Origin of the sequence: Psychrobacter sp. S4(2024) (assembly GCF_036861305.1) — a bacterium.
Classification (GTDB): domain Bacteria; phylum Pseudomonadota; class Gammaproteobacteria; order Pseudomonadales; family Moraxellaceae; genus Psychrobacter; species Psychrobacter cryohalolentis.
This window is the reverse complement of the sequence record NZ_JAZAQR010000003.1, coordinates 157,445-183,769: the sequence shown is the minus strand read 5'-3', so window position 1 is coordinate 183,769 and position 26,325 is coordinate 157,445. Positions and strand designations below refer to the sequence as shown.

General features: G+C 41.5%; 22 protein-coding genes, 1 tRNA gene, 1 pseudogene and 1 other annotated feature. Of the genes and pseudogenes, 10 read left to right on the top strand and 14 right to left on the bottom strand.

Annotated elements, in window-relative coordinates:
- Positions 1–92: 92 nt before the first annotated feature.
- The 3 genes from VLA57_RS08725 to VLA57_RS08715 form a co-directional block, all read right to left on the bottom strand.
- Complete coding sequence (locus VLA57_RS08725; protein WP_333954816.1) at positions 93–1,883, bottom strand: potassium/proton antiporter; 1,791 nt, start codon at positions 1,881–1,883, stop codon at positions 93–95.
- 208 nt (positions 1,884–2,091) lie between these two features.
- Positions 2,092–2,427: a GlpM family protein gene (locus VLA57_RS08720; protein WP_333954815.1), complete on the bottom strand. Its 336-nt coding sequence runs from the start codon at positions 2,425–2,427 to the stop codon at positions 2,092–2,094.
- Positions 2,428–2,611: 184 nt separating this feature from the next.
- Positions 2,612–4,282, bottom strand: coding sequence for an alpha-keto acid decarboxylase family protein (locus VLA57_RS08715; RefSeq protein WP_333954814.1), 1,671 nt, complete (start codon positions 4,280–4,282; stop codon positions 2,612–2,614).
- Between the two features lie 252 nt (positions 4,283–4,534).
- Here VLA57_RS08715 and VLA57_RS08710 point away from each other — a divergent pair.
- Positions 4,535–4,609, top strand: a tRNA-Gly gene (locus VLA57_RS08710).
- Positions 4,610–4,932: 323 nt separating this feature from the next.
- Here VLA57_RS08710 and VLA57_RS12570 read toward each other — a convergent pair.
- The gene (locus VLA57_RS12570; protein WP_442968873.1) at positions 4,933–5,073 is read right to left on the bottom strand and encodes a hypothetical protein; all 141 of its coding nucleotides are present in this window, start codon (positions 5,071–5,073) and stop codon (positions 4,933–4,935) included.
- A 288-nt stretch (positions 5,074–5,361) separates the two neighbouring features.
- Here VLA57_RS12570 and VLA57_RS08700 point away from each other — a divergent pair, with 288 nt between their 5' ends.
- Positions 5,362–6,723: a hypothetical protein gene (locus tag VLA57_RS08700; protein WP_201531576.1), complete on the top strand. Its 1,362-nt coding sequence runs from the start codon at positions 5,362–5,364 to the stop codon at positions 6,721–6,723.
- Between the two features lie 18 nt (positions 6,724–6,741).
- On the opposite strand, the gene VLA57_RS08695 is transcribed toward VLA57_RS08700, so the two are convergent.
- Positions 6,742–7,809: a helix-turn-helix transcriptional regulator gene (locus VLA57_RS08695; RefSeq protein WP_181210250.1), complete on the bottom strand. Its 1,068-nt coding sequence runs from the start codon at positions 7,807–7,809 to the stop codon at positions 6,742–6,744.
- A 158-nt stretch (positions 7,810–7,967) separates the two neighbouring features.
- Here VLA57_RS08695 and VLA57_RS08690 point away from each other — a divergent pair, with 158 nt between their 5' ends.
- The 3 genes from VLA57_RS08690 (at position 7,968) to VLA57_RS08680 (ending at position 12,652) form a co-directional block, all read left to right on the top strand.
- The gene (locus VLA57_RS08690) at positions 7,968–10,022 is read left to right on the top strand and encodes an alkyl/aryl-sulfatase (RefSeq protein WP_181210251.1); all 2,055 of its coding nucleotides are present in this window, start codon (positions 7,968–7,970) and stop codon (positions 10,020–10,022) included.
- 466 nt (positions 10,023–10,488) lie between these two features.
- Positions 10,489–11,493 (top strand): TerC family protein, encoded by a 1,005-nt coding sequence (locus tag VLA57_RS08685; RefSeq protein WP_181210252.1) that lies wholly within the window; start codon positions 10,489–10,491, stop codon positions 11,491–11,493.
- A 457-nt stretch (positions 11,494–11,950) separates the two neighbouring features.
- Positions 11,951–12,652: a hypothetical protein gene (locus tag VLA57_RS08680; RefSeq protein WP_333954813.1), complete on the top strand. Its 702-nt coding sequence runs from the start codon at positions 11,951–11,953 to the stop codon at positions 12,650–12,652.
- Positions 12,653–12,671: 19 nt separating this feature from the next.
- Here VLA57_RS08680 and VLA57_RS08675 read toward each other — a convergent pair.
- Together VLA57_RS08675 and VLA57_RS08670 are read right to left on the bottom strand one after the other, a co-directional pair.
- Positions 12,672–12,836, bottom strand: a pseudogene (locus VLA57_RS08675) (IS1595 family transposase); the annotation flags it as partial.
- Between the two features lie 230 nt (positions 12,837–13,066).
- Positions 13,067–14,317, bottom strand: coding sequence for a sulfatase-like hydrolase/transferase (locus VLA57_RS08670; protein WP_333954893.1), 1,251 nt, complete (start codon positions 14,315–14,317; stop codon positions 13,067–13,069).
- Positions 14,318–14,351: 34 nt separating this feature from the next.
- Here VLA57_RS08670 and VLA57_RS08665 point away from each other — a divergent pair.
- Positions 14,352–15,571 (top strand): IS3 family transposase gene (locus VLA57_RS08665; RefSeq protein WP_442968870.1). Its coding sequence is split into 2 segments (ribosomal slippage): positions 14,352–14,628 and positions 14,628–15,571, totalling 1,221 coding nucleotides; the frame shifts between segments, so codons are not numbered across the junction.
- Positions 14,627–14,743: a sequence feature (AL1L pseudoknot), on the top strand. Its footprint overlaps the gene before it by 117 nt.
- Positions 15,572–15,753: 182 nt before the next feature.
- Entirely contained in the window at positions 15,754–16,077 is a 324-nt protein-coding gene (locus VLA57_RS08660) for a DUF1244 domain-containing protein (RefSeq protein ID WP_181210261.1), read from the top strand.
- 101 nt (positions 16,078–16,178) lie between these two features.
- Here VLA57_RS08660 and VLA57_RS08655 read toward each other — a convergent pair whose 3' ends face one another.
- Positions 16,179–16,622, bottom strand: coding sequence for an SRPBCC family protein (locus VLA57_RS08655; RefSeq protein WP_181210262.1), 444 nt, complete (start codon positions 16,620–16,622; stop codon positions 16,179–16,181).
- Between the two features lie 81 nt (positions 16,623–16,703).
- On the bottom strand, positions 16,704–17,708 hold the full coding sequence (gene rluF / locus VLA57_RS08650) for a 23S rRNA pseudouridine(2604) synthase RluF (protein WP_201531564.1): 1,005 nt from the start codon (positions 17,706–17,708) through the stop codon (positions 16,704–16,706).
- Between the two features lie 399 nt (positions 17,709–18,107).
- Between rluF and VLA57_RS08645 the strand changes: the two genes are divergently transcribed.
- From VLA57_RS08645 to VLA57_RS08635, 3 genes are all read left to right on the top strand, one after another.
- Positions 18,108–19,271: an iron-containing alcohol dehydrogenase gene (locus VLA57_RS08645; protein ID WP_333954811.1), complete on the top strand. Its 1,164-nt coding sequence runs from the start codon at positions 18,108–18,110 to the stop codon at positions 19,269–19,271.
- Positions 19,272–19,322: 51 nt separating this feature from the next.
- Positions 19,323–20,222 (top strand): SMP-30/gluconolactonase/LRE family protein, encoded by a 900-nt coding sequence (locus VLA57_RS08640; protein WP_333954810.1) that lies wholly within the window; start codon positions 19,323–19,325, stop codon positions 20,220–20,222.
- A gap of 185 nt (positions 20,223–20,407) precedes the next feature.
- Positions 20,408–20,821 (top strand): PaaI family thioesterase, encoded by a 414-nt coding sequence (locus tag VLA57_RS08635; protein ID WP_020443179.1) that lies wholly within the window; start codon positions 20,408–20,410, stop codon positions 20,819–20,821.
- 132 nt (positions 20,822–20,953) lie between these two features.
- On the opposite strand, the gene VLA57_RS08630 is transcribed toward VLA57_RS08635, so the two are convergent.
- The 5 genes from VLA57_RS08630 to VLA57_RS08610 form a co-directional block, all read right to left on the bottom strand.
- A complete protein-coding gene (locus VLA57_RS08630; protein ID WP_333954809.1) occupies positions 20,954–21,778 on the bottom strand; it encodes a sulfite exporter TauE/SafE family protein in 825 nt (274 codons plus the stop codon).
- A 217-nt stretch (positions 21,779–21,995) separates the two neighbouring features.
- The gene (locus VLA57_RS08625) at positions 21,996–22,499 is read right to left on the bottom strand and encodes a flavin reductase (RefSeq protein ID WP_333954892.1); all 504 of its coding nucleotides are present in this window, start codon (positions 22,497–22,499) and stop codon (positions 21,996–21,998) included.
- 148 nt (positions 22,500–22,647) lie between these two features.
- Complete coding sequence (locus VLA57_RS08620; protein ID WP_201550933.1) at positions 22,648–23,694, bottom strand: methionine synthase; 1,047 nt, start codon at positions 23,692–23,694, stop codon at positions 22,648–22,650.
- 54 nt (positions 23,695–23,748) lie between these two features.
- Positions 23,749–24,801 (bottom strand): DUF1852 domain-containing protein, encoded by a 1,053-nt coding sequence (locus tag VLA57_RS08615; RefSeq protein ID WP_333954808.1) that lies wholly within the window; start codon positions 24,799–24,801, stop codon positions 23,749–23,751.
- Between the two features lie 266 nt (positions 24,802–25,067).
- Positions 25,068–26,321 carry an NAD(P)/FAD-dependent oxidoreductase gene (locus VLA57_RS08610; RefSeq protein WP_333954807.1) on the bottom strand — a complete coding sequence of 418 codons (1,254 nt, stop codon included), beginning with the start codon at positions 26,319–26,321 and terminating at the stop codon, positions 25,068–25,070.
- Positions 26,322–26,325: the final 4 nt, after the last annotated feature.

Here is a 26,325-nt window from a genome sequence, read left to right as displayed (position 1 = left end):
TTGAAAAGCGCTATTGATTATCAATAGCGCTTTTCAATAGTCATCCCAGTCCCACTGTATCGTTTTAATACTGAAGTCACTATAGCAAAAAATCAAATCGCTTTAGCAAACTCCAAGTGCTTTAAACCAATCGTTCTTAGCTTTCCTTTATCGTCCACTTCTTTGATGACCAATGACCACTCATCACTGATAGCAACCGTATCGCCTGATACTGGCTTCATATCCAAATTGTCTATGACATACTCAGCGACCGTCTGCTCCCACATAATTTTTGAAGTATTTTCAGGTTTTGCCTTTAGCTTATCTACAAGAGACTCAGACGCCATGATATCGGTAAAAAAAGGCAGATCTCCAAGCTTCACACTGGGTGACAGTAACCAATCGCCATAAAAGTCATCAATGGCTTTACGATCGAGTGTCGTATCATTAAAAATCTTGGCAATTTGACTGGCATGATTACCTCTCATCGCATACCAGACTCTATCCCCACATTTGAGCTTGGTCGTTTCTTCAACCATCACAATGTGTTGCCGACGTACCAAAGCAAAGATACTAATCTCATCAGGGCTGACACGGTTAGAGATGCCCATCGGATGACGGTCAATCGCAAATGCACCAGACTTTACTTCAAATTCATATAAGGTAATGCTCGCTTTATCAGACACCCAGACTTCATGCTCTTCTTCTGGGTCTTTATTATTCGGAATACGTACTTTAAACAAATTTGCCATAATAGGAATGGTCGTGCCTTGCAAAATCAAAGACAACACCACCACACCAAAAGCAATATCGAATAGCATAAAGGCACCATCTATGCCTGCCATAACTGGCAATATCGCAAGGGTAATAGGGACTGCCCCGCGTAAGCCAACCCAAGAGATAAAACCAATTTCTCTGTCTTTGAATTTAAAAGGTTTAACGCTAGTATAAACTGCAATAGGACGAGCAACTAAAATCATAAAGGCGGCAATCGCCACTGAATAATACCAAACATCGATAACGTTCGATGGCGTCACGAGTAAACCTAGCACCACAAAAAGCACCGCTTGTGATAACCAAGCAAAGCTATCCATCACCCGCATGACATGCTCGGTTGAGCGTACCTTGTGATTGCCAATCAGCACACCAGTGAGGTAAATTGCCAAAAACCCACTACCGCCAATAAGATTGGTCGCGGCAAAGACTGCCAAGCCAGCAGACATGATCAAAATGGCATACATACCTTCTGCCAAGTGTATTTTGGGTAATAGTCTTGCCAATAAATAACCAAACAACAAACCCATGCCCAAACCGAAGCTAAGCTGCTGTAATAGCAACCCTAAGAAGCCGAGTACTGTTTGCCCAGCGGGATCGACATTTAAAGCAATCAATCCTGTCACAAGCAAAATAGCCAAAGGATCGTTGGCGCCTGACTCTAGCTCCAATGTAGCTTGTACACGATCATTAAGCTTGACGCCGCCATTACGCAGCAATGAAAAGACCGCTGCTGCATCAGTTGAACCAACGATCGCCGCCATCAATAGACCAAAACGCCAATCGACATCGAGTAGCCAAGTCACGAATACGCCCAGTATCATGACAGTAGCGAGGACACCCCAAGTAGCGAGTGTAACGGCAGGCTTAAGACCAACCCGAAACGATTTAAAAGAGGTGCGCAAACCACCATCTAACAAGATACAGGCTAAGGCTGCTTGCCCAACGAAATTGGCAATAGCATATTGAGAAAACTCAATACCTAAAATACCCTGCTCACCTGCCAACATCCCTACCATCAAAAACAACAGCAATAATGGAACGCCCAAACGCGCGGATAACGTACTGGCCATGATACTGGCGAAAATTAACAATGCCCCTACAAGGTATAGGATATTTAAGGTATCCATCTTTTTTTAAGCCCTATTTTTATGAATGACGACAAATACAATTATCGTAATAATGTTGCTCTGATTTCGTTACGGTAAAAGCCGCTCCTAAGCATAACATCCACATCCGAATTCATAGAAAATATTTATAAGAACATGCATCCAATTTCAGATATGTAATTACTATCGTGTATTTTTGCATGATCTAAGTGGTCTTGCTTAGTAACACCTAAGCCTGAATGTATTGCCAAGTAAGTACTAAAATTGCCGCTGCCACTGTCCAAGCGATAGTACCCAATAAAAGTGCCTTATATAAGCTGACATAGCTGATGCTAAAAAAGACCACACAGGTATAAATAAGATGCGGGATGACGCCAAGCATACTAAATATCAGTGCAACCTTTAAATCAGCAGGGCTACGCTCAGTCCCCACAATAAAGTGACTAATCAACGTAAAAGTGGGGAAAAGTGGCGCAAGTGCAGCTAAATAGAAAAATCTGGTTTGCGCGAATAATTGAATCGCCAGTACCATTAAAGCGCCAATAAGCATTTTCAGCCAAATCATAATAAGGTATGTCCTTTTAAGTGTTAAGGACCGAATACAGCCCAACCTACCATGATACTAAAGTATGCAAATCGACATAAGCAGTATCTCTAGTTAGTTAATCGATATCGAAAAAAATCCTCAAAAAAGCCCATTGAGTTTAGTGACTCAACGAGCTTTTTTGATTAAAACTTATTAAGTAGAGTTAATTGGCTTTTGGCTTAAGCGCAGCACTGATATCGGCTAATAGTGGCGGGATATCATGCTTGCCAGCGATAACCTCCAACATGACCAGCTTGTCTTTTGCAGCAGCCGCTTGCTTGAGAGCCGTTTTTAACTCGCCTGCTGTCTCTGCTTTTAGTAGCAGACTATTATCATCAGTGGCACCAAACGCTTTTGGCATCAACTGCCAGTCACATTTAGGAATGTCATTATAGTACTGGTTTTCACCATGAATCGCGCGCTCAACGGTATAGCCATCATTGTTAATCAGTACAATCACCGGGTTGATACGTTCTTGAATCATTACCGCAATTTCTTGAATGGTTAATAAAGCAGAACCATCACCAATGAGTAAAATACTACGCTTATGCGGTGAAGCAATGGCACCACCTAAACTCGCAGGCAAAGTATAACCAATAGAACCCCACATCGGCTGACCATAAGACGTCACGCCTTCTGGCAGACGCACATCACTGATACCAAAATAGGCAGTACCTTGTTCTGAAAACACCAAGTTTTTATCATCGAGCGCATCGGCAATGATATGCCATAAATCATCTTGACGGATAGCTTCGTCATCCTTGCCATGTTGCTCATGCGGCTTCACTTCTTCACAGAACTGCTTCGGTACAATATTAATATCTGAAGTCATTACCTCATGCAGTGTTTTTAGAGCATCTTTTAGGGCAATGGGCGCAAAGTTTTTGCCTGCGATACTTGCACGCTCATAATGCAGATCAACCACCACGTTTTCATCAATATCTTGGCTAAAACCTGCAGTAGTAGTATCAGTATATTGCACACCAATTTTTATCAAACACTCACAGTTTTCGACCATATCCTTAACGACAGGACGCGATGCCACGCCTGCATAGGTGCCTGCCCAACGCTCACTATTTTCATCAAGCAAAGTTTTGCCCCACGATAACGTCGTATAAGGAATGTCAGTATCGGCAATCAAAGCCTTAAGCTGATTTTGCAGACCCAAACGATGCACCATCAAATCTGCCATGAGCGTCGTGGTTTTATTGGGTAAAAATTCTATCAGCGCTTGTTTAAAGTCTGCTAACGCCGCTTGGCTAGTAATATCTTCCTCACTATCGATAAGTTTGGTCGTCGGTGGATAAATTGGCGTTTTTGCTACATCTGGTGATAGTAATAAATAGCCTGGGCGATGCTTTTTGAGAATCAAGCGAATCACGCGGTCAATCTCTGAGGCAGCATTTTCAGGCGTAATTTGCGCCCGTGCTACCGTAACCGGTTCTACCATTTTAATAAAATGATTGAACACGCCATCACCAAGTGAGTGATGGATGCGACGCTTTGAATCTTGTAATGCTGTACTTGGCGCGCCTACGATATGAAGCACTGGCGCATACTCAGCAAACGAGCCTGCGGTGGCATTGATAGCGGACAGCTCACCTACTCCAAAGGTCGTCACCATCGCCGCAAACCCACGCTCACGTGCATAGCCATCTGCTGCGTAACCAGCATTTAACTCATTGGTATTACCTACCCAGCGTAATTTATCTGAGGCAAGTACATTATCTAAAAACGTTAGATTAAAATCACCAGGTACGCCAAATACCTCTGACGCACCTGCTTCTGCGACACGATCAAACAAATAATCAGCGATGGTGTATTGTTGACTCATACTACTTATCCTTAAGTGTTATGTTTATTAATCATAAATATGATAAAAGTAATTATAAAACTGCATTCCAGCCTATTTATAGAAAGCAAAGCTTTTGGAATATAGATTATAACAATCTGTTATAACATAGATAGACGATGCGATAATATGCCAATTTACTATCTTTTGCTTTTTTTCATACTAGCTGTTGACACACCAAAAAAACTGCGTATAATACGCCATCATCAACTGACGATAGTTAATTGATAATTAGCGGGAATAGCTCAGTGGTAGAGCATAACCTTGCCAAGGTTGGGGTCGAGAGTTCGAATCTCTTTTCCCGCTCCAAATACTTAAAAAGCCTCACTTAACAGTGAGGCTTTTTTTTGTCGAATTTTCAGGGTTTGTAGAGAAATTCTCGAAATATCTTTTTGAATATAGTTAAGTCTAACTACTCAAACAGAAATCCCATTTTCATGGCGGTGCCCATGTGGTGCCCAAACTGTGCCCTGCCCTAAAACCTCACATACATAACTGAACCATTACTTGAGTAGACGGTTGAGCTCCGCCTGGGCTTCAATCCCAGCAGCCTTACGTACAATCTCATTGGCTTGCTTGAGCTCTCTGCATTCGTGTTCAAGCTACTTTATGCATTGATCTTGGCTTTGAGCTTATACCGAGGCAGGAATAGTTTGCTCGATATGCTTTTTATGCCATAAGCGCAGGGTCTCAGGCATACAGCCAATCTTTGACGCTATGGCTTGAATGGCTGACCATGTGTAGGGATAGTCGCTCGACGCTTCAATCAGCATGCGAACTGCACGTTCTTTAATCTCAGGAGTGTAGGTTTGTCTTTTTGTTGTCGTATTCTCTCAGAATGTTGAGTCTCCGACAATCCCGAGGCGGTTTATTAACTATCTAAATTTTGAACTTCTAAATTAGTTTTCTATATATTAATAAGTAGTATGACCCGAATTGACACAGTGAACACAATAGTTGACCCGAATACATCTACTGGATAAATACCCCTCATGTTAAATTTATTATGTTAGCCAGTAAAAGGCTGAACAGGGACGTAATAATGATAAACAGGAGTATTTATGCTTAATCTAACAAAGCTTACTTTAACCACTGCAATAATCATTAGTATGGGATTATTGACCGCTTGTAATGATGACGATAATGGAACTATTACCACTATTATTCCAGATCCTAATTTACCTGAAGAGGATGTTAAAGGTTGTTTCTGGGGTGGACCATATAGTATCGACAACCCAGATACTAGCTTCGCCTATCTTGACTCAGGTGCAACATATTGGCACGCGAAATACAGTCTGCCTGAAGGATCAAGTTTAAAACTCAGTGGCGAATTTCCTTTCGCCCGTTATATGTCTTTCAACAGTTATCGACAAGACGATACTCCTGCATTCGCCTTGAGAGACCAGCAAATAAAGTCGAATATCGGATCAACCAATCCGTTCATTCAAGGCGCTCAGCGTAATGGCGATAAGCGCAGTTATCAAATTGAACTGGCTGCTGGCGAAGCACCGATAATACCGCTAGATAATACTCTATACGACTACACTCACGAAAATGGTGAATCACTATTATTGTATCGCGTTTACGTGCCAGATAAAGGAAACGATGCTACTGGTGGCGTAGGCTTACCCACTCCAGAACTTACTTTAAGCAATGGTGAAGTGTTAAAAGGTCAAGCGGTGTGCGACACCCTTAAATCTGATCAAGAGCCAATGAGGAATCCCGTAATTCCCGAACAAACTTACGCTCAGCTTCGCCAAAATAATCCTGCGAAAGAGAACCCTATCTGGCGTGCACTTTATAGCGTTCAGTTTAGTCTCAGATGTGGATTTTTGGGACAGTGTGATGGCAATCCACCAAGACAAGTTGGTTGGTTCGCTAATTTGGACAATCAATACGTTGGCACTTATATAGATAGAGACATTAAACCTGTTGTCGTCATACGCGGTAAAATTCCAAAAATAACCTCAACATTAAATGGTAATGAGATATTCGATGAAAGCGAGTCTCAGCTACGCTATTGGTCTATGTGCCAAAATGAGTATTACTCTCAAAAAGTAACGGCTTGTTTATACGATGAACAAGTCGATATAAATCCTGATGGTTACTATACGATGGTTACTAGCTTACCTTCTGATCGCCCTGTTAACGCCACTGATGAATGCGGCGTAGGCTTTTTACCTTGGTCTGAAAAAGGCGATGGCTTCTCTATTATTCCTGGTAGACAAGATCATAAAACGGACGGTCTATTACTGATGAGACATATGCTGCCCGCTGCTGATTTTGAGAATGCTATTCAAAATACCTCTGTGACTGGAGACGAAGCAGAAGTGTTAGGAGAGTTCATGCCAGCTATCCAGTATTTTACCAAAGCAGAGTTCGAAGCATTAGGTTGTGATGCTTATGCCTCATTGCCTCAGTAATTGACTTAGCTTATTGATTTAGGAATCACTCCGATGGAGTTTTTGATAAGCCATCGGGGTCATTGCATACCACTGCTTAAATGCTTTAAAAAATTGACTACTAGATTGATAGCCTAATAAAAAAGCAACCTCGGTGACTGATAGATGCTGCTCTAGCAAGTATTTATCAGCCATTGTTTTGCGAGTAGCTAATAGTATCTGTTGAAACGACATATCTTCTTCTCGTAAACGCCTCTGCAGGCTACTGACGCTCATATTCAATACTTGTGCAACTTGTTCACGAGTAGGTTCGTTCAATCCCATAATAGTGGTTAATATATGTTGGCAACGTTCTGTATAACTTAAGTTAGGAAACTCTTTATCTAACATGTTGTGCAACGGACCAATAAAAAAAGTGTTTTCTAATATTTTTCCAGACTGGGTAACCAATATGGCGTTAGATGGGGAATTGGTTTTTAGAGTGTAATATAAACTATTCGTTGCGCCAAATAGTTCGGCAGATACTCCTAATAGTTTTTTATAAAGCTCTATATCATGCGAGGATCGACGATAGAATAGCGTTAATTTTGTAGGCTTTACTGGGCTAAAGCTAGCTAATATTTTATGCACAGCAAGCATCACGCCGTCAATCTGATGATGACTAAACTGCTCTGGCATACTTGGCTTAAAATCTAAGCGTAAGAGGTTTCTCTCCTCAATTAAGCATACCTGTATGGACTCAGTAATTACCTTAAAATATCGAGCAACCAAACGGCAAAGTACAATAAATGGAATCTGTATATCAGCGTTTAATAAAGGATTAATGCACAGTTTTATACCTTGGTATAAAGGTAAAGACTTTATATCGACCAGATCCATGACCTTTAAGCCCAAATAATCCTCCTGCAAAGTATGTGCAGCCAAATTGATCTCTTTGGTTACGACCTCAAGAGGGACTCTGTCGCCATCGAATTTATCTAAATCAAGGGCTTGTAACATAATTTCAGGTATATCGTGAAAACGGTTGATTTTAAATAAATATAAAGCCAATGCTTTTCTGTTAGAGAGAACCATACTTTTATGAACACTGAATTGATTGTCTTTCATATTGGTTCTCTGAAAAATTTTTGGTCGGGCTGATTTATTGTGCCACTAAACGTCAATCTAACAAAGATAACTGAATAGTGCTATTGGTCATGTATCAACTGATGAGTTTAATGAGGTCAATGTACCTCTGTGTCATTTATCAAAAAAAGGAATTTATAATGGTAAGTAATACCTTCTCAAGCACAGCTCACACTAGTATATTGAGCTCAAGCCGTCTCCTACTATTATGCAGCAGTTTATTACTGGTGGCCTGCAACAATAATGCACCAACGACAAAAATAGCGGTTAGTGATGGTGAACGTGCGGCAACTGCCAGCACGATAGAATTCAACCGTCAGGTTGCTAGTGAGCTGAACTTGGCCGACCAACAGGACTTTGAAGATGCGCGTCGCGGCCTGATTGCCAGTGTAAAATATCTACAGATACCTTCTGCAACGGATCCCACCAAAAATGTTTGGGACATGGTCGCCTATGATTTTATTCAAGGTGAGGCTCCCGACACTGTCAATCCTAGCCTGTGGCGTCAGGCTAAGCTTAATAACATTCAAGGCCTGTTTGAAGTTACACCTGGCATCTATCAGCTACGTGGTTTTGATTTATCTAACATGACGCTAATTAAAGCCGATAGTGGCTGGATTGTCGTTGATGCGATGACCTCAAAAGAAACCGCCCGTTACGCTTTTGATTTTGCTATGAAGCATTTGGCTAAGCGTTATCCGAATACCACCAACATCAGTGCTATTATTTTTACTCACAGTCACATTGACCACTTTGGTGGGGTTTTAGGCATTGTCAGTCAGGAAGAGATTGCCAAGAAAAATATTCCAATCATTGCTCCTGGTGGCTTCATGGAAGAAGCAACCAGTGAAAATATTCTTGCGGGTACGGCGATGAGCCGTCGTGCCGTTTATATGTACGGTAAGGATTTAGCACGTGATGAATTCGGTCATGTTGATACGGGTTTAGGTAAGGGTCCAGCCTTTGGCCAATTCAGTATTGCTAAGCCGACGCAGTTAGTCAGCGCTACCCCAACTGACTTAAAGATAGATGGTATAGATTTCGAATTTCAATATACCCCAGAGTCTGAAGCTCCAGCAGAACTGACCTTTTATTTACCAAAGTACAAGGCTTTTGGTGGTGCAGAGTTGGTCTCACGTAATATGCATAACCTCTACACCTTACGTGGCGCAAAAGTTCGTGATGCGCTGAAATGGAGTAGCTATATTGAAGAGGCGCGTAACCTATTTGCTGATGCCGATATTTATTTTGCTAGTCATCATTGGCCTATGTGGGGTCAAGAGAGAATTCAGACCTTTTTAACTCAACAGCGTGATACTTATAAGTTTATTCATGACCAAAGCGTACGTCGGATGAATAAAGGCATGACGCCGGGCGAAATTGCAGAAGACATCAAGTTGCCGCCCAGTTTATCTAAAGTATTCTCCAATCGTGAATACTACGGCACGGTTAAGCACAATGCCCGAGCTGTTTATCAGAACTATTTAGGTTGGTATGATGCCAATCCCGCCCATTTAGATCCCTTACCTGATGCGCAACGTGCAACTGCTTATGTTGCCATGGTTGGTAGTGAGAAGATGCTATCACAGTCGCAAACGGCGTTTGATAAAGGGGATTATCGCTGGAGTGCTGAGCTACTAAATCATTTGGTATTTGCTGAACCTAGTAACACTGCTGCGCGAAAATTGCTAGCCAGCACCTATGATCAGTTAGGGTATCAAGCTGAATCCGGTCCATGGCGCGATGTTTATTTGACAGCAGCATTAGAATTACGCCAAGGCACACCAAATGCAGGCATTGATATGGCCTCTTTAAAAGATGTGTTTTTGCAAACGCCAGTATCAAACTTTTTCGATACCATGTCTGTCCGACTAAAAGCTGAGGACGCAGCCGATAAAGACTGGCGCATTAAGATCAACTTTACCGATTTAGATGAAAGCTATCTACTGTGGGTTGAAAACGCTGTTCTTCATCATAGGTTGTTAGATAATAAGATACCATTAAAACAAGAGGTTAACGCCACACTAAGCCTGCCTCATCCTTTATTTATTGATATGCTAATTGGTGAAGCGGGTATCAAAAAAATACTGTTATCCGATGAGTTAACTATTGATGGCAGTAAGATAGACTTATTGCGATTCCTAAGTCTGTTTGAGAAGCCACCAACCTCCTTTGGTGTAGTATTGCCAGATTAGAAAGAGATATAAAAACTATTGAACGAACTTATAATAACTAGTTTTTTATTTATCCAGCTTAATAACAGAATATACGACATATTTACAATAATCACTCTTATGGGAAAAATAGGCGGTCCCCTAGTGAGGACTTGAACATTAGGCTGTAGGCGAATGATAGCAACGATTTTAATCCCTGAGATAGTTTTAGTGTACTTCGTTGTGTATACGCAGTGAGCTTTTGGATCATTATTTTTATTTGCCATAAGCGCTGTTATGGAAACAACGGACATTATTAAGCCGCCTGATCAACATAACTCAAGTTTGTTTGTAAGGATTTGACGGCAGGGTTCATAATTAATGTAGGTAAAGATAAGTAAAATGTGTATATTAAAGTTTCTTTTTAGGGCTCTGTCGCTAGTATGAGGACATACCAATTGGAACTAAATAGAATAGTGATCCCTGTTGTCTATACTTGAGGAATATTGTGGAAACCATCGGCACACCTTGGCTATATGCCATTTTTTTTGTAATAGTCGCAGTCATGTTATTGATCGACTTTTTAGGCTTTAAACACAAAGATCTCCCAGAGAATTCCGACGTAAACGCAGTACAAAATGAGCACCAACCTGTATCTATCAAGTTGGCTGCACTATGGAGTATCGCTTGGGTCAGTGTATCTGCAATATTTGCAGGCGGATTATGGTGGTATTTAAATACAAATTTGGGTACGGCAGTTGCTAACCAAAAAACCTTAGAGTTTGTGACTGGTTATTTAATCGAAAAATCACTAGCGATTGATAACGTGTTTGTCTGGCTCATGATTTTTGGCGCGTTTGCTGTTCCACCTGCATTACAGCGTCGTATCCTATTATATGGCGTGATAGGCGCTATTGTTTTACGTACTATTTTTATTCTTGCAGGCGCATGGCTCATTCAAGAGTTTTCATGGATACTTTATATATTTGGTGCGTTTTTGGTTTATACCGGCTATAAGTTTTTAAAAGGTGGCCATGACGAACCTGTCGACCTTGAAGAAATGAAGCTATTAAAATGGCTGCGTCGCCATATGCGCATTACGCCCACGATGCGAGGCGAAAAGTTTTTAGTGCGTGAAAACGGTCTATTGTGGGCGACACCTATGTTGGTAGTGTTGATTTTAGTCGAAATCTCTGATGTTATTTTTGCAGTTGATTCTATTCCGGCTATTTTTGCTATTACCACTGATCCATTCATTGTATTAAGCGCCAACTTATTCGCTATTCTAGGTCTACGTGCTATGTTCTTTCTATTAGCCGGCGCAGCAGCCACAATGCACTACTTACCATATGGGCTAGGTGTAATCATGACCTTTATTGGTATAAAGATGCTTCTACTTGAGGTCTATCATGTACCAATTGCAGCTTCTTTAGGCTTTATTGCAATAGTGCTCGTTATTACTGCATTGATGTCATGGCGTTATGCTAAAAATAATCCGCAGGCGCAGATATAAGTAAATATGGGAATAACTCGATAAGTACTTAATATTGAGTTGGTACTGGACGTATTACTGGTTCCCTGAGGTATATCCCAGCGGAACCAGCTACTTCACTCTCTAAACCTATTAGTAGACCACTTAAAGTAGATCGATATAAAGGAACCACTATAAACCAAGCTGATTGGGATACTCTCAAAAGAATGCTATCAGAAAAGAAGTTGGCTATAGTCTCAAAAGAGCTGCCCGCCTCTTATATTGCTTTGCAAAGTGAGAATAGCACAAAGTTTATGAGCAGGATCTTATAAGCCATTAATTCAATGCTACTTGATATGTTAGCTGCGATTGCTAGAAAAGACTATGAAGATAAATAGAATACATAAGCATATTTCTTTATATTATTGTAATGTATCTTTAATTACCTTTGTTGCATTTTTGCATTACAATGCTGTTGTTGTGATTCTCGGGGTAAAGCATGTTTGAAAAATTAACGATTGTGGCTGCTGTGACAGCTCTCTTAATACTTACAGCCTGTTCTGATAGTGCTGTAGATACTCCTGATGCGGCGGCATCAGAAAGTACAGTTACTGATGCTAGTGGATCAAATAACGCTGCTACTAACGTGCCGTCATATAAGATTACAGAAGATGAGGTCAAAGGCAATATCAAGCGTACTGTAGAGGTGCAGTTATCCTCACGAACAGATGAGAATACTCTTAAGACAATAGCAGAAGAGATATATGCTCTTTCAAATAAAAAAGTTGAGCGAACCTTTATAGGCTACCGTATTGCAGGCGAAGGCACAGACCAAGCTTTCTGGGCGAAAACGGACTACGATCCAGATCTTAAAGTGCACATTATGGGAAAGAATGCTGCGGATTATGAACAATTAAAAAATATACCTTTTCCAGAAGGCGTGATACTAGGAAGTTGGATGGTAGCTAACGGAATAGATTATAGAATGGTTGCCTATATAAAAGATGGCAAAGCTTATATGCAGACAACGTATGATACGAAGAGTTCAGATGAAGAGTACAAACTTACCCAAATTGATAAAGGCGTAAAACTTCAAATTGAAGGTGAAAAAAGCCTCAATGAGTATTTCATTGTAAACGGAAAAGGTAATTTAGAGTTTTGGAACGAGAACGGTAACTACTACACAGCTAAAAAAATGTAGCGTCTTTAATAGATAAGGATTAAATATCACACCATTTTTTCAAAGTTTTAAGCTGATTAGAGGGTGACCCATAGTTGAACCTAAACTCGCAATCTTTTAAGAATAAAAGGAAGTGCTTTTTATCGAACCCATTATATTTTCTGAGTGTTCGTTTAGACTGATTCCAAAATTCTTCAATACCATTATCGATATTATGAGTTAATGTGCGCTATGAGTAAGTATGGATAATAGTAAAAAAGGTCGCCAACGCTCTAAATAATAGAGTATTGGTGACCTTTTTATGTTTAATTTTTACTCAGCTAATATGATAAATATTGGGGCTTAATCACTCAACTAGAAGCGATCAAGATACTTCAGATTTTCAATAAACTAAATCAACATTCAATACTAATCTATAAAACATACACTTTATACTTAAGGAACATTAAGTCCAATATCTTTAGGTGGATACTTTTTATAAGTGCCTGCATGATATTTGGCTAGACCGACTACCCGTGGATAACCCCACTCAAAGCCAATATGACTAGCTTGTTGCTCTTTTGGATCCATGTACAGATTATAAACCCAAGGTGCTGGAGAGGCAGTCTGTATCGTCGTTTGATCGATATTCTTTCTAGTCGCTGAGGTTTGCATTACTTTAAAATGAACTTTGTATTCATTCCAGCGCAGCGCTGTAAATTGATTGAAGGCATAAAAATATGCCGTTTCGCGATTTGACTCACCATTATCAGCTAACAAAAAGCCAGTTTGATCAATGCCATCTATATAACGATCTTTAGGAATCTTATTACTCTGTCCTGCAACAGCAACTGAGGTATTGAACAGATCTAAAATATCGATAATTCCATCGCTCACCCGTCCTGGTTTTATCATCCCTGGCCAATAAGCAATACCAGGTACGCGTATACCCCCTTCCCATGTGGTACCTTTACCACCTTTCCAAGGATGGAAGCCTGAATCTGGCCAGACGTCTTCATTCGCGCCATTATCTGAGGTAAAGAACACTAGAGTATTTTCAAGCTGTCCAGTATCTTTTAAAGTTTTCATTAAGCGACCGACGATATCATCGACCTCTATAACCCCATCTTTATACGGGAACTTGGCGGGGCTTTTACCTTTATAACCCTCGGCAGGGTAATTGTCATTGTGTAGTCGTGAGAATGAATGCACTAAATAAAAAGGCTTATCTTTGTTTTGACGGATAAAACTATCTGAATAATCAGCGAACTGTTGATCGAGCTCTCTGATGTCATCTAAGTTTTTAAGCTTTTGCTCTATCTTTAAAGGTCCACCTTCGACACCGCTGGTAATCTCAGGAGGCTGAATAGCTTTTAATTTCGCATTTAGTTCAGGATTGTTGACTAAGTTTGGATAGATACGTTCATCTAACATCTCAGTCATGTTGGAGACCACAGGTAGGATGCCATAATATTCATCATAGCCATTTTGATGAGGATAAGTGCCATCGCTCTCACCTAGATGCCATTTTCCTGACAAGGCGGTTTGATAACCTGAATCGCTTAGAATACCAGCGGCAGTTTTTTCACCTGCCCATGGGTTCTGTGTAATCTTTTCTCCTGTGAGTATCGGTCTAGTCAGTCCTGTACGATTTGGCATGCGTCCAGTCATCATAGCGGCTCTTGAAGGCGTGAACCGCCCCGGTATTGTCGGAGACTCAACATTCTGAGAGAATACGACAATGAAAAGACAAACCTACACTCCTGAGATTAAAGAACGCGCCATTCGCATGCTGATTGAAGCGTCGAGCGACTATCCTTCTACATGGTCAGCCATTCAGGCCATAGCGTCAAAGATTGGCTGTACGCCTGAGACACTGCGATCCTGGCATAAAAAGCACATAGACCAAACTATTCCCGCCTCAGTGCAGGCTCAAAGTGACAAAGAGCGTATCAAAGAACTTGAACGAGAGAATAGAGAACTCAAGCAAGCCAATGAGATTATACGTAAGGCTGCTGCTTTTTTCGCCCAGGCGGAGCTCGACCGTCCACCCAGATAATGGTTCAGTTTATTGATGACTATAGAGGTAGTTATGGGATCGAGCTGATTTGTAGAGTACTACCGATTGCCCCGTCAACCTATCACCGTGCTAAAGACCTAGAGTGCTGCCCTGAAAAGCGTTCACTGCGCAGTCAGCATGACGACTACTATCTCAGCGAGATTAGACGTATTTGGCAGAATAGCAAGTGCCGCTACGGCGCTCGCAAAGTCTGGCAGCAGATGAAAGCTGACGGGTTAAAGGTTGCTCGGTGTACCGTAGAGCGTTTAATGAGCCATCATGGCCTACAAGGTGTCTGGCGCGGTAAGGGTAAGATTACCACCAACAGCCGTGACGACCAAAAGCGTGCTGATGACTTGGTCAATCGTAACTTTAATGCCCATCGTCCTAATCAGCTGTGGGTTGCAGATTTTACTTATATCAAGACATTGAGCGGCTGGGTCTATACCGCTTTTATCATCGATGTATTTGCTCGCGCTATTGTCGGCTGGAAAGTATCAAAGCGTATGAACACTGATATGGTAATGGCAGCATTAAATCAAGCAATAGCAGACAGAAACAATCCCAAAGACGTGATTCATCATAGTGATCGAGGGGTTCAGTACTTATCTATTCGCTATACCGATAAGATGACGGACTCTAGCGTGATTGCTTCTGTTGGTACAACAGGCGATTCATACGATAATGCACTGGCTGAAACGGTCAATGGACTCTATAAATCTGAGGTTATTGAATATCTAAAAGAACAATGGAATGGTGTTAATGATGTTGAATTAGCCACGCTTGAGTGGGTGGACTGGTTCAACAAGAAGCGGCTGCATAGCACGATTGGATATGTGTCACCCTTTGAGTTTGAAAAGCAGTATTATGATAATTTAATCCTGTCAGGCATTGCTGCCTGACTCAAGTAGATCAGCCTTCGATTATGCTTAAGACGTTCTAAATTGGTGAACCTCTACTATGATGAGTTTGCCAAGTTTACTAATAGACTTTTTTAATATAGATCAACACAGGTTGCGCAATATTTATATCGTTAGTATCATCTCAGTTTTGAAACGATTCAATTACAATTAGGAAAAACCTTATGGCAAAATTAGAATCAAACATCGAATTAGAAGCAGCGGCATTTCGTCGCTTATTAGCTCATTTAGACGAGCGTAAAGATGTACAAAATATTGAGCTAATGAACCTTGCCGACTTTTGCCGTAACTGCTTATCCAAATGGTATAAAGCGGCTGGTGAAGAGCGAGGTATTGAAATCGAATACGAAGATGCGCGCGAGCTTGTTTATGGTATGCCTTATGCTGAGTGGAAAGAGAAGCATCAACAAAAAGCAACACCAGAGCAATTAGCACGCTTTAACGAGATTGAAGCAGCTAAGAACGAGATTGATAAAGGAAAAGACTGATTAATAGTAGCAAAGGTTGCTCGAACTCAGTCAGCGACGCTCAGAGCAAACCATAACAAACACGACAAAAACCCAAGATAAAACCAAAAATTGCCACTAGATTAGCGGCTTTCTATAGATTTGAGTATGCTACTAAACCCTATGGTTCCTTGTTTCTGCATTTGACGGTCAAATAGGCGACCGAGTAATGGCAATGGTACAGTCAATCGACCCTCAGATACCCAAGTCACGTGTGTAGTGCCATCGCCCAAGTCTTTTAAATCAATGACGCCTTTATCATGTTGCATTTTTATAGGTTTAGATTTTTCGATTTGGTATTGCATATGAGTAGGACGCTCAAATGCCGTAATTCGCTCCCAAAACTTAACAGGTCCCGTTTTAATGGTACGTAAAGCCCCAACGCCATTGCGCTCCTCGTCACCTTCATTCACCAACTTAGCTACACCGACCGCTTTAAATGAGCCATAACTGGCATGGTCGCTCAGTGCTTCAAATACCTCATCAATTGGTTTTTTGACAATGCGCTCTACTTTTATTTTAAACATAATATTATCCCGTTAAGACTAAAGTTCTTTAGCTTACTGCCATTTCAGAAATAAACAAAGCAGTCACACTGTGAAAACTTACTATCGCGAAGAACCACGACCTTTTGAAGGGCGTTTGCCATTTGTAGCAGGTTTGCCATTGCCTCCAGACTTACCATTACCCCCTGACGGCTTACCACGACCAGCAGGACGCCCATCTCTACCTTTAGAACCCGCTGGTTTTCTAGCATCATCCTTGGAGTGTTTTTTATTTCCCTTTGCCGCACCCGCTGGTTTCGAAGACGACTTTGCTTTTGACGAGTCATCGGCACGAGGGTTTTTTCGTGGTGCATTACGAGATTTCTTAGCCGGTTTACTGTCTTGCGAAGAAGAATTTTCTATAGAGTTAAGTAAAACAGACAACTCTTTTGGCGTCAGGTCTCGCCAGTCTCCAACGGGCGTACCCTTAAGGCTTACATTCATAATCCGTGTACGCTCAAGCTTCACAACTTCATAGCCAAAATGCTCACACATACGGCGAATTTGACGATTCAGACCTTGCACTAGCGTAATGTTAAACACGTTAGGCGACACCTTAGTGACAGGGCATTTTTTCGTCATCTTCCCAAGCATTGGCACGCCACCAGCCAAACCTTCGATAAAATTATCCGTTATCGGTTTATTCACCGTCACCAAATATTCTTTTTCATGGTTATTCCCAGCACGCAATACCTTATTGACTAGATCACCATTACTGGTCAAGAAGATTAAGCCCTGAGAATCTTTATCCAAACGCCCAATCGGGAAAATACGTACGCTATGTCTCACAAAATCAACAATGTTGTTTTTCTCGGAGCTTTCCGTGGTGCTCACAATGCCGACTGGCTTATTTAATACAATAAAAACAAAGTCATCAGCTTCTTTCGGCTCAATGAGCTGCCCGTTGACTTTCACCGTATCTCCAGCAACCACTTGCGCGCCTACTGCAGCACGCTTGCCATTGAGGTATACATTACCTTGTTCAATAAAGCGGTCAGCGTCTCGCCTGGAGCAAATACCGCTTTCACTGATGTATTTATTTAAACGAGTCGAGGAAGCGTTAAACATAAAGCACCGTTTTTACCTAATAAAAAGCCTTTCTTGTTCAGAAAAAAGCCTAAATTGAATGGATCATCAACAACGAGATGGCTCGTATTATATAGGAAATTCAGTGCCCATTTGAGGGGAGATGGGAAGAAACCTAGAAATATATCCAGAGTCCTATAGATTGCGATAGCTTCGATAAAGCTTATTAATGATGTCAAAAGTTCAAAAAGCTAAAGAAATAGCGAGTAATATCTCGATAGAATTCAATGCTTTTAATAAAGAAATATTCTTACAAAAAGTGCCAATTAATAGATATACACTGTAGCGTGATTGAGTTAATACTAAGACTTTATACAAGCGATTTATCTAAAGGCTATAAATACACAAAAATAACCGCTCATCTATACAAGGAAGAATAGAATGACAGGGATGGAGTTTTATACTAATGGACACATCGTTAGCGAAGCTGACAGTATGCGCCAAAAGCTAGGGGGTTTAGCAAAACAGTACGACGCGACATCTGCCATTATTATTACAGACGCTGGTATCTCTGATTTAGGCTACGTCGATATCGCACAAGAGTCTTTAGAGCAGGCTGGTATTAATGTTGTTGTCTTCGACAGGGTTGTTGCTGATCCGCCTATTGAAGTCGTCGAAGAAGCTATTGAACTTGCCAGGGCGAACCAGTGTAATCTGGTCATCGGTTTAGGAGGCGGCAGCCCTATCGATACCGCGAAAATTGTCGCGCTATATTCCAATGACTTTCAGTCGGTTAATGAGCTTTTAGAGGCAGATATTAGTGGTTTTAAAAAAATGCCGTTGTTTGCGATCCCCACCACTGCAGGTACTGGCGCAGAGGCTACCTTTGTATCTGTAATCACAGCAAAGGATGGCAGCAAGAAAGCCATATACACGCCTAAAATCCTACCTGATGTCGCGATTTTAGATGCGACGCTAACTCTCAAGCTTCCTCGCCATATTACTGCTGCCACTGCCCTAGATGCGATGGTTCACTGCATCGAAGCTTACACGAGTCGCACCAAAAAGAACCCCATTTCAGATGCGTTGGCTGTTAAAGGTTTGCAAATGCTATGGAGTAAATTTTATACAGTGCTCCATCACGGCGATGATATTGATGCTCGTGCTGATATGTTATTAGGTTCAACGCTAGCTGGTATCGCTTTTGTCAATGCTTCCGTAGCAGCTGTACATGGACTCTCCTACCCACTTAGCATTAACTTCCATGTGCCGCATGGGCATGCTAATGCGCTCGTGATGTGCGGTGTATTTACTTTCAACTTACCAGTAGCAGCACCTCTTTATGCAGAACTCGCTCGTGCGGTGATGCCTATCGACACTTCGGACATGACTGACATAGAGGCTGCCCATCAATTTATTAATCAACTAAAAGACTTCTTGAAAACAAGCGGTCTAAAATATCGCTTAAATGAGCTAGATATAACGGCAGAGGATATCCCCGCGTTAGCTGATATGGTCATTAATACCTATGCTCGTCTCATTGAAACCAATCCAATGGATATGTCTTTAGAGGAAGTAAAAATGATCTACCAAGAAATACTCTAATAAGCAGCAAATTTCTTAAATAATTTTGTCTATAAATCAAGGAAGATAGTTATGTCAAAATATGAGTTAGACGTGGTGGTTGATGGATTCCATTACCTAGAAGGACCGCGTTGGTACAAAAACGCTTTATGGTTTGTCGATTTTTATACCAAAAGCGTTTATCGTGTTAATGATGAAGGCGTTGCAGAAAAGATTGTCCATGTAGAACAGCAGCCATCTGGCTTAGGCTGGCTTCCTGACGGTCGTATGCTCATTGTCTCTATGAAAGATCGTAAAGTGTTACGTTTAGAGGACAATGGCGAATTAGTTGTTCACGCTGATATCTGGAAGCATTGTGAGGGGCATGCTAACGATATGGTCGTTGCGCCTAATGGTAACGCTTATGTTGGAAACTTCGGTTTTGACCTGATGGGTGGTGCTGATCATAAACACACTGGTCTTGTATTGGTGAGACCTGATGGTACCTCTCAGGTTGTGGCAGAAGGTTTGGCCTTTCCAAATGGCATGGTCATTTCTGCGGATGAAAAGACATTAATCGTTAATGAGCTATTTGGTAATAAAGTCTCACAGTTCGATATTAATAAAGACGGCACTTTAGGAGAAAAACGTGACTTTGCTAACTTTGGAGAGTTAGGAGACGAGCCAAATTTAGGGGTACGTATAGAGAACGCCAGTATCTTACCTGATGGTCTTGCGTTAGATAGCGAGGGCGCTGTTTGGATTGCAGATACCTTGAACCAACGTGCTGTTCGTATTAAAGAAGGGGGCGAAATCTTAGAAACCGTTGATACGGCACCTGACGGCATTTTTGCGGTCGCTCTTGGCGGACAAGATGGCAAAACATTGTTTATGTGTGCAGCACCTGACTGGAATGAAGCGTCACGCACCGCTGAAACTAAAGGGCGTATGCTATCTACACCAGTTAAAGTGGGTCATGCTGGTACGCCTTAGTTTAAGAATACGCCACTAAAAATATTGAGTCAGTATCAAAAATATATCTATCTACTACCCATTTGTAATAAGAAACTAGAATCGATACCAATTTTATCGATTCTAGTTGTGTTAATCGAACCAATGAACTTGAGTGCGAAGAAAAGATAGTTAACAACAAGAATAATTAAACCACAGGAGTATGTATGTCAGCGACCAAAGAAGAAATAGCAGCCTTTATGGCATTAGAATTCCCTCAAACCAAGTGCAAAGTTGAGGCAGTAGGCGATGATAGTTCGACCTTATCGCATGATATCGGTATAGATGAGCTACGTCCTGGTGGTACGGTCTCTGGCCCTGTATTGATGAGCATTGCTGATGTTGCACTCTATGTGGCGATACTTGGTAAGATTGGCATTGTAGCGTTAACAGTAACAACAAGCCTTACCATCAATTTTCTGCGTAAACCATCAGCAGAAGCGCGTATTATTGCTGAGTGCACCTTGCTAAAGGTAGGGCGTACGCTCATTGTAGGTGAGGTTTCCTTATACTCAGAAGGCTCTAGCGACTTGGTCGCGCATGTTGTTGGCACATATTCTGTACCGCCCAAGCACGACTAAGCTACTGTCTCAACATTGTTTTCTAGATTGTCATGCTTTGGATTATTTAGATCATGATAATGCATTTCACTATGTGCTTTTTGGGTAGCTCAGTTCGCAAGCTTTGCCTTTTAGAGGAACGACTATGAATACCTAAATCAGCCCTTTAAAAAGAAAATAACACCCAACCACGGTTAATAATACCGCAAAGCATTTCTTTAAAAGCTCTGGTGATAGTATATGGGCGACTTTTGCACCTAGCTTAGCGGTGAAAAAGCTCATGATACTAATCCCTAAAAAGGCATAAATGTGGACAAAGCCAATGGTATTGGGCACATTGACTTGCTGCTGCATCCCAAAGAACATAAAGCCTAACGCTCCAGCAATGGCAATGGGCAAGCCACACGCTGCTGACGTGCCGACTGCTTTTTGCATGACCACACCGTAACGAGTTAAATAAGGCACCGTTAAGCTGCCGCCGCCAATACCAAAAATGGCAGAAGCAATACCAATAACCCCGCCTGCCGCTAGCTGCTTAGGTTTTGAAGGCAGTTCCGTATTGGCGCCATGGACATCATTAGCATGATTAACGACTTGTTTTTTGCCATCGAAAAACATCTTATAAGCGACCCACAGCAAAAACACCCCAACGATAAGCTGAAGATACAGCCCAGATATCTGTCCTGCAATCCCTGCCCCTAAAAAACAGCCAATCGCTAAACCGGGTGCTAGGTTTTTAAAGACCGGCCACATGACGGCGCCCTTTTTATTGTGCGCCATGAGCGAGCTGATAGAGGTTACAATGATGGTCGCCAGTGACGTACCTAACGCCAAATGCATAATACTGTCAGGACTGTAATCCATTTGGGTAAAGACGATAAATAACAGTGGTACGATAATCGTGCCGCCGCCCACACCAAAAAGCCCCGCAGCAAATCCTGCTAGAGCGCCTATTATTAAGAAAATGATTAGTTCCACAGGATAATTACTTCTCGGTTGAATGATAGTTTTATAGTCGATACAAAATAAAATGGATACGTTATCTGACAAGGTGAAACTGGTACAAATTTTTCTAGCTTGCTGTGCCTAAGCCAACAGAGGCTACAAGAAATTCATTCCAGTTTCACTGTATCGGCTTGATATTGAGCTGACTATAGTTAGATGACAATTACATAATCAATGTCAGAAATTCAGCTTAAACGATTTCTACCTGACCTACTTGATGGTAAGCACGGTTGAAATAAACCAAGCTTTCATCAGCACTGCTTTGTTGATAGCCTTGTTTTATGGCGACAACTCGGCACATAAAGACACTGTGCGTACCAACTTGCTGAATATCCTCAATCTCACAGTCAAAACTGACCAATGCATCTTCTAAAATAGGCGCACCTGTTGCTAACTCAGTCCAAGCACCGTGCCCAAAGCGCTCTTCTGAGCATAATTTAGAAGCAAAGGCATTAGATATAGGCTCATGCTGAGCGCCCAACACATTGACACTTAAGGTTTTATTTTCAAGAAAGTAGCCATGTGAGCGAGACGTTTGATTCATACAGACCAGCAAGGTTGGCGGTGTATCGGTGACGCTACATACCGCCGAGGCAGTAAACCCATGTAGACCAGATTGCCCTTTGGTGGTGACTACATTGACGGCGGTCGTCAACAAAGACATGGCATCTCTAAAGTCGGTTGCTTCAATCACATCTTTACTCATTGCTGCAATCCTAAATGTTAAGTCAGTATGTACATTGATAACTGAGGTCACTCATGAGTTTAAACAAGCTTTTATAGGCGGAGTTAAAGACCCAACCTATAAAAGCTAAATTTTGCATAAGTTTAGTCGGTAAATCCTAAGCTGTCAGCTCTTGACGCACGATTGCAGCGCCTGCACTTAACGCGTTCAATTTACCGCGTGCCACTTGGCGCGATAAAGGTGCCATGCCGCAGTTGGTCGAAGGATAAAGCTTGTCCGCATCGACAAATTGCAGGGCTTTGCGTAGTGTATCTGCAACCTCTTCAGGAGTCTCAATAGTATTGCTTGCCACATCAATGGCACCAATCATCACTTTTTTACCGCGAATGAGTTCTATCAAATCCATCGGTACATGTGAGTTTTGACACTCTAAAGAGACAATATCGATATTAGACTGCTGCAATTTTGGAAAGGCTTGCTCATATTGACGCCACTCTGAACCCAGTGTCTTTTTCCAATCGGTATTGGCTTTGATGCCGTAGCCGTAGCATATATGCACCGCCGTCTCACACTTTAGACCTTCTATGGCGCGCTCTAAAGTAGCGATGCCCCAGTCGTTGACGTCATCAAAGAACACGTTAAACGCTGGCTCATCGAATTGAATGATATCTACACCCGCCGCTTCTAATTCTCTGGCTTCTTGATTCAATATTTTAGCAAACTCCCAAGCCAGTTTTTCACGGCTTTTATAATGACCATCATATAAGGTATCAATCATCGTCATCGGACCAGGCAGTGCCCATTTGATCGGCTGATCGGTTTGCTGACGTAAGAACTTCGCATCTTCAACGAATACTGGCTTTTGACGGCTCACAGCCCCAACGACTGACGGCACACTGGCATCATAACGATCACGAATTTTAACGGTTTTTCGATTCTCAAAATCGACGCCATCAAGATGTTCAATAAAGGTAGTGACAAAATGCTGACGCGTCTGCTCGCCATCACTGACGATATCAATCCCTGCATGACGCTGTTCTTGCAATGTTAAACGTAGCGCATCTTGTTTGGCTTCAAACAATTGCTCCCCTTCTAATGCCCAAGGTGACCAAATTTTCTCAGGTTCGGCAAGCCAAGAAGGTTTTGGTAAACTGCCCGCTGTTGATGTTGGTAATAATTTTTGTGTCGGTAATAATATTGTCATGAGATTCATCTTCTTATTCATTCGTATTTTATATTTTGGCTAGAGTTAGATTGCTTAGGCTGCCTGTTTTTTAACAGCTTTTTCTTTGACCGATTCTTTTTGAGCAGTCTCGCTTGCAACATCATAGCTTTCCGCCCATTCTTCAAGAATGTCTTTATATGGCTTGATAAACTGATCTTCCGTAAATTTACCTTGTGTCACTGCCATCTGGCTGCGCTCCGCGCGATCATACACAATTTGCGTTAGTGAATAATCTTGGTATTTCAAACTGGGTTGATATATTTGAGCGGCGGTTGAGTTGGCATTGTAAATTTCAGGTCGATAAATCTTTTGGAATGTCTCCATGGTACTGATCGCACTGATTAGCTCAAGATCGGTGTAATCAGTCAGCAAGTCACCAGAAAAATAAAATGCTAAAGGTGCAGCACTGTTGGCAGGCATAAAATAGCGCACCGTCAAGCCCATTTTGGAAAAGTACTCATCAGTCAATGACCCCTTGTTCAAAGCGCAGCCATCTTGTCTATATTCAATCCCTAATACAGGATGCTGATTGCCCGTACGATGATAGGTTTTACTACTTGAAACGCTTAGGCAAATCACCGGTTGTTTATTAAAATTGGCTTGGTACGCCTCTGAGTTCAATAAATGTTGAAACAGTTTACCGTGCAAATCGCCAAAATCGGCTGATGGTGGCGATGCAGGATGGTTATCGAAATGTGCTGGCAATACGATGCTAAAATCATAATCACGCACATAAGAGGAGAAGCTATTGCCGATCATACCGTCAATACGTTTGTTCTCTTTATGATCAATAATCGTTGTTTTTAGCGTTTCGATGACTGGAAATGTATGACCATTGCCTTCAATATCCAAGTCTGCAGAAATGATATCAACTTCAACAGAATAACGGTCGGCTGTCGGATTATCCCAATGTGCTAGATCATTAAAACGATTATTTATCATAGTCAGCGTTTTGCGTAAGTTCTCTTGACGACTCTCGCCACGAGCCAAATTCGCAAAGTTAGTCGTCAGACGCGTGCTGTCTGCTGGCTGATAATTTTCATCAAAACGAATGCTCGAGATGGAATATATAAATTGTTTACTCATGATAATTCGCTACCCTAATCTATTCTCATTATGTGAGATAAAACCAAATTTGTGTATGAGATGAATCATACCTGAACCAAATGATGAATAAAAACGATACTATTTAAATTAAAGATGAATAAAATTCATGTTTCTAGTTTTATAGTAGAAAAAGGAGGGAGTAGCGGATGTTTTGACGACAGACTTAATAAATATTAAGCCTGTAAAGGAGGTTAAAGATGTGGTCTAGTGCGTTTAAAAGCTACGTTTCTTAAAAGCTACATTGCTTAAAAATTAGAATCAAAGCGCTTACTACTAAACGGCTCTACATCAATAAATAATGGCTTACCATGAATCATCTCTTCAATAAGACGTCCTGTCACCGGTCCAAGTGTCAGACCTTGATGAGCATGACCAAAAGCAAACCATAAATTGTCATGTTTTGATGCAGGCCCAATAACGGGCTTCATATCTGGCATGCAGGGTCGTGTCCCACACCAGGCTTCAGATTCAACAGCAGCATCAAGCGGCAACACTTTTTTTGCAAAAGTCAGTACAGTCTCTAACTGATTAAAGTCTTTTGGATCATCTAACAATGCCATTCCAGCGCCAGTCGTGATTCTCACGCCTTGATCCATTGTGCCCATTACAAATCCTTTATCTACATCAAATAAGCTGTGAGAAATTGCGTTTTGGTCTTTAATCTTAAAGTGTTGATGGTAGCCACGCATAGGAAATAAAGGGATCTTATAACCTAATGGTTTAATAAGATCCGCTGACCAAGGACCGGCAGCAATGACCAAATTCTGACATAAATAGGTTTCGCTATCGGTAATGACCTGCCAGCCGTCTTCTGTCTGTATCATATTTTTTACGGTAGATTGTTTTATCTCTCCTGCCATTGCTTCAAAATTTTTAGCATATGCTTTCACAAGACTGCCGGGATTTTTTATCTGCCAAGAGTTTTTCCAGTGTATACCGCCGATATAATCTGTAAAGTTCACATTTGGCTCTAGCGCTTGGAGCTCTGCTAGCGATAGCACCTGATACTCCACGCCTTTATCCGCCGCTTTTACCGCTTTATTAATTGATTTTTCAAAATTGCTTAATTTACGATGAAGCTCAATCCAACCTATTTTACTGACCAGTTCATCAGCGCCTGACGCTCTAATCATAGGCTCATGCTCGTCTGTGCAATGCTGAATGAGCGTAGCCCACTCGTCATCGATCTTTTTAACGTTTTTTGGACTTGAGTGAATCCAATACTGTAATAACGGGCGCTGAAGACGATATATTGCAGACCAACGGTATCGAATATCAGCACTTTTATTGGGCAATACTCTGGATATTTCTTTAAAACTTCTAGGGAACGGTTTTGTATTTACCGCCTCTCTTGTAATGATACCGGCATTACCATAGGAAGTTTCTTCTCCTGGGCATTTTTTATCTAGCAAGAGAACTTGAGTGTTGTTTTTTTGCAGATGCCAAGCAATAGAGGTTCCTACTATGCCGGCACCAATCACAATAACGTCATAGCGCATATCA

Bases quoted from the DNA above. Each gene is read 5' to 3' on its own strand.
- VLA57_RS08720 (WP_333954815.1), bottom strand. From the start codon at position 2,427: ATGATTTGGCTGAAAATGCTTATTGGCGCTTTAATGGTACTGGCGATT.
- VLA57_RS12570 (WP_442968873.1), bottom strand. From the start codon at position 5,073: ATGCTGATTGAAGCGTCGAGCGACTATCCCTACACATGGTCAGCCATT.
- VLA57_RS08635 (WP_020443179.1), top strand. From the start codon at position 20,408: ATGTCAGCGACCAAAGAAGAAATAGCAGCCTTTATGGCATTAGAATTC.
- VLA57_RS08660 (WP_181210261.1), top strand. From the start codon at position 15,754: ATGGCAAAATTAGAATCAAACATCGAATTAGAAGCAGCGGCATTTCGT.
- VLA57_RS08620 (WP_201550933.1), bottom strand. From the start codon at position 23,694: ATGACAATATTATTACCGACACAAAAATTATTACCAACATCAACAGCG.
- VLA57_RS08640 (WP_333954810.1), top strand. From the start codon at position 19,323: ATGTCAAAATATGAGTTAGACGTGGTGGTTGATGGATTCCATTACCTA.
- rluF (WP_201531564.1), bottom strand. From the start codon at position 17,708: ATGTTTAACGCTTCCTCGACTCGTTTAAATAAATACATCAGTGAAAGC.
- VLA57_RS08715 (WP_333954814.1), bottom strand. From the start codon at position 4,282: ATGAGTCAACAATACACCATCGCTGATTATTTGTTTGATCGTGTCGCA.
- VLA57_RS08655 (WP_181210262.1), bottom strand. From the start codon at position 16,622: ATGTTTAAAATAAAAGTAGAGCGCATTGTCAAAAAACCAATTGATGAG.
- VLA57_RS08725 (WP_333954816.1), bottom strand. From the start codon at position 1,883: ATGGATACCTTAAATATCCTATACCTTGTAGGGGCATTGTTAATTTTC.
- VLA57_RS08610 (WP_333954807.1), bottom strand. From the start codon at position 26,321: ATGCGCTATGACGTTATTGTGATTGGTGCCGGCATAGTAGGAACCTCT.
- VLA57_RS08695 (WP_181210250.1), bottom strand. From the start codon at position 7,809: ATGAAAGACAATCAATTCAGTGTTCATAAAAGTATGGTTCTCTCTAAC.
- VLA57_RS08690 (WP_181210251.1), top strand. From the start codon at position 7,968: ATGGTAAGTAATACCTTCTCAAGCACAGCTCACACTAGTATATTGAGC.
- VLA57_RS08645 (WP_333954811.1), top strand. From the start codon at position 18,108: ATGACAGGGATGGAGTTTTATACTAATGGACACATCGTTAGCGAAGCT.
- VLA57_RS08615 (WP_333954808.1), bottom strand. From the start codon at position 24,801: ATGAGTAAACAATTTATATATTCCATCTCGAGCATTCGTTTTGATGAA.
- VLA57_RS08700 (WP_201531576.1), top strand. From the start codon at position 5,362: ATGCTTAATCTAACAAAGCTTACTTTAACCACTGCAATAATCATTAGT.
- VLA57_RS08680 (WP_333954813.1), top strand. From the start codon at position 11,951: ATGTTTGAAAAATTAACGATTGTGGCTGCTGTGACAGCTCTCTTAATA.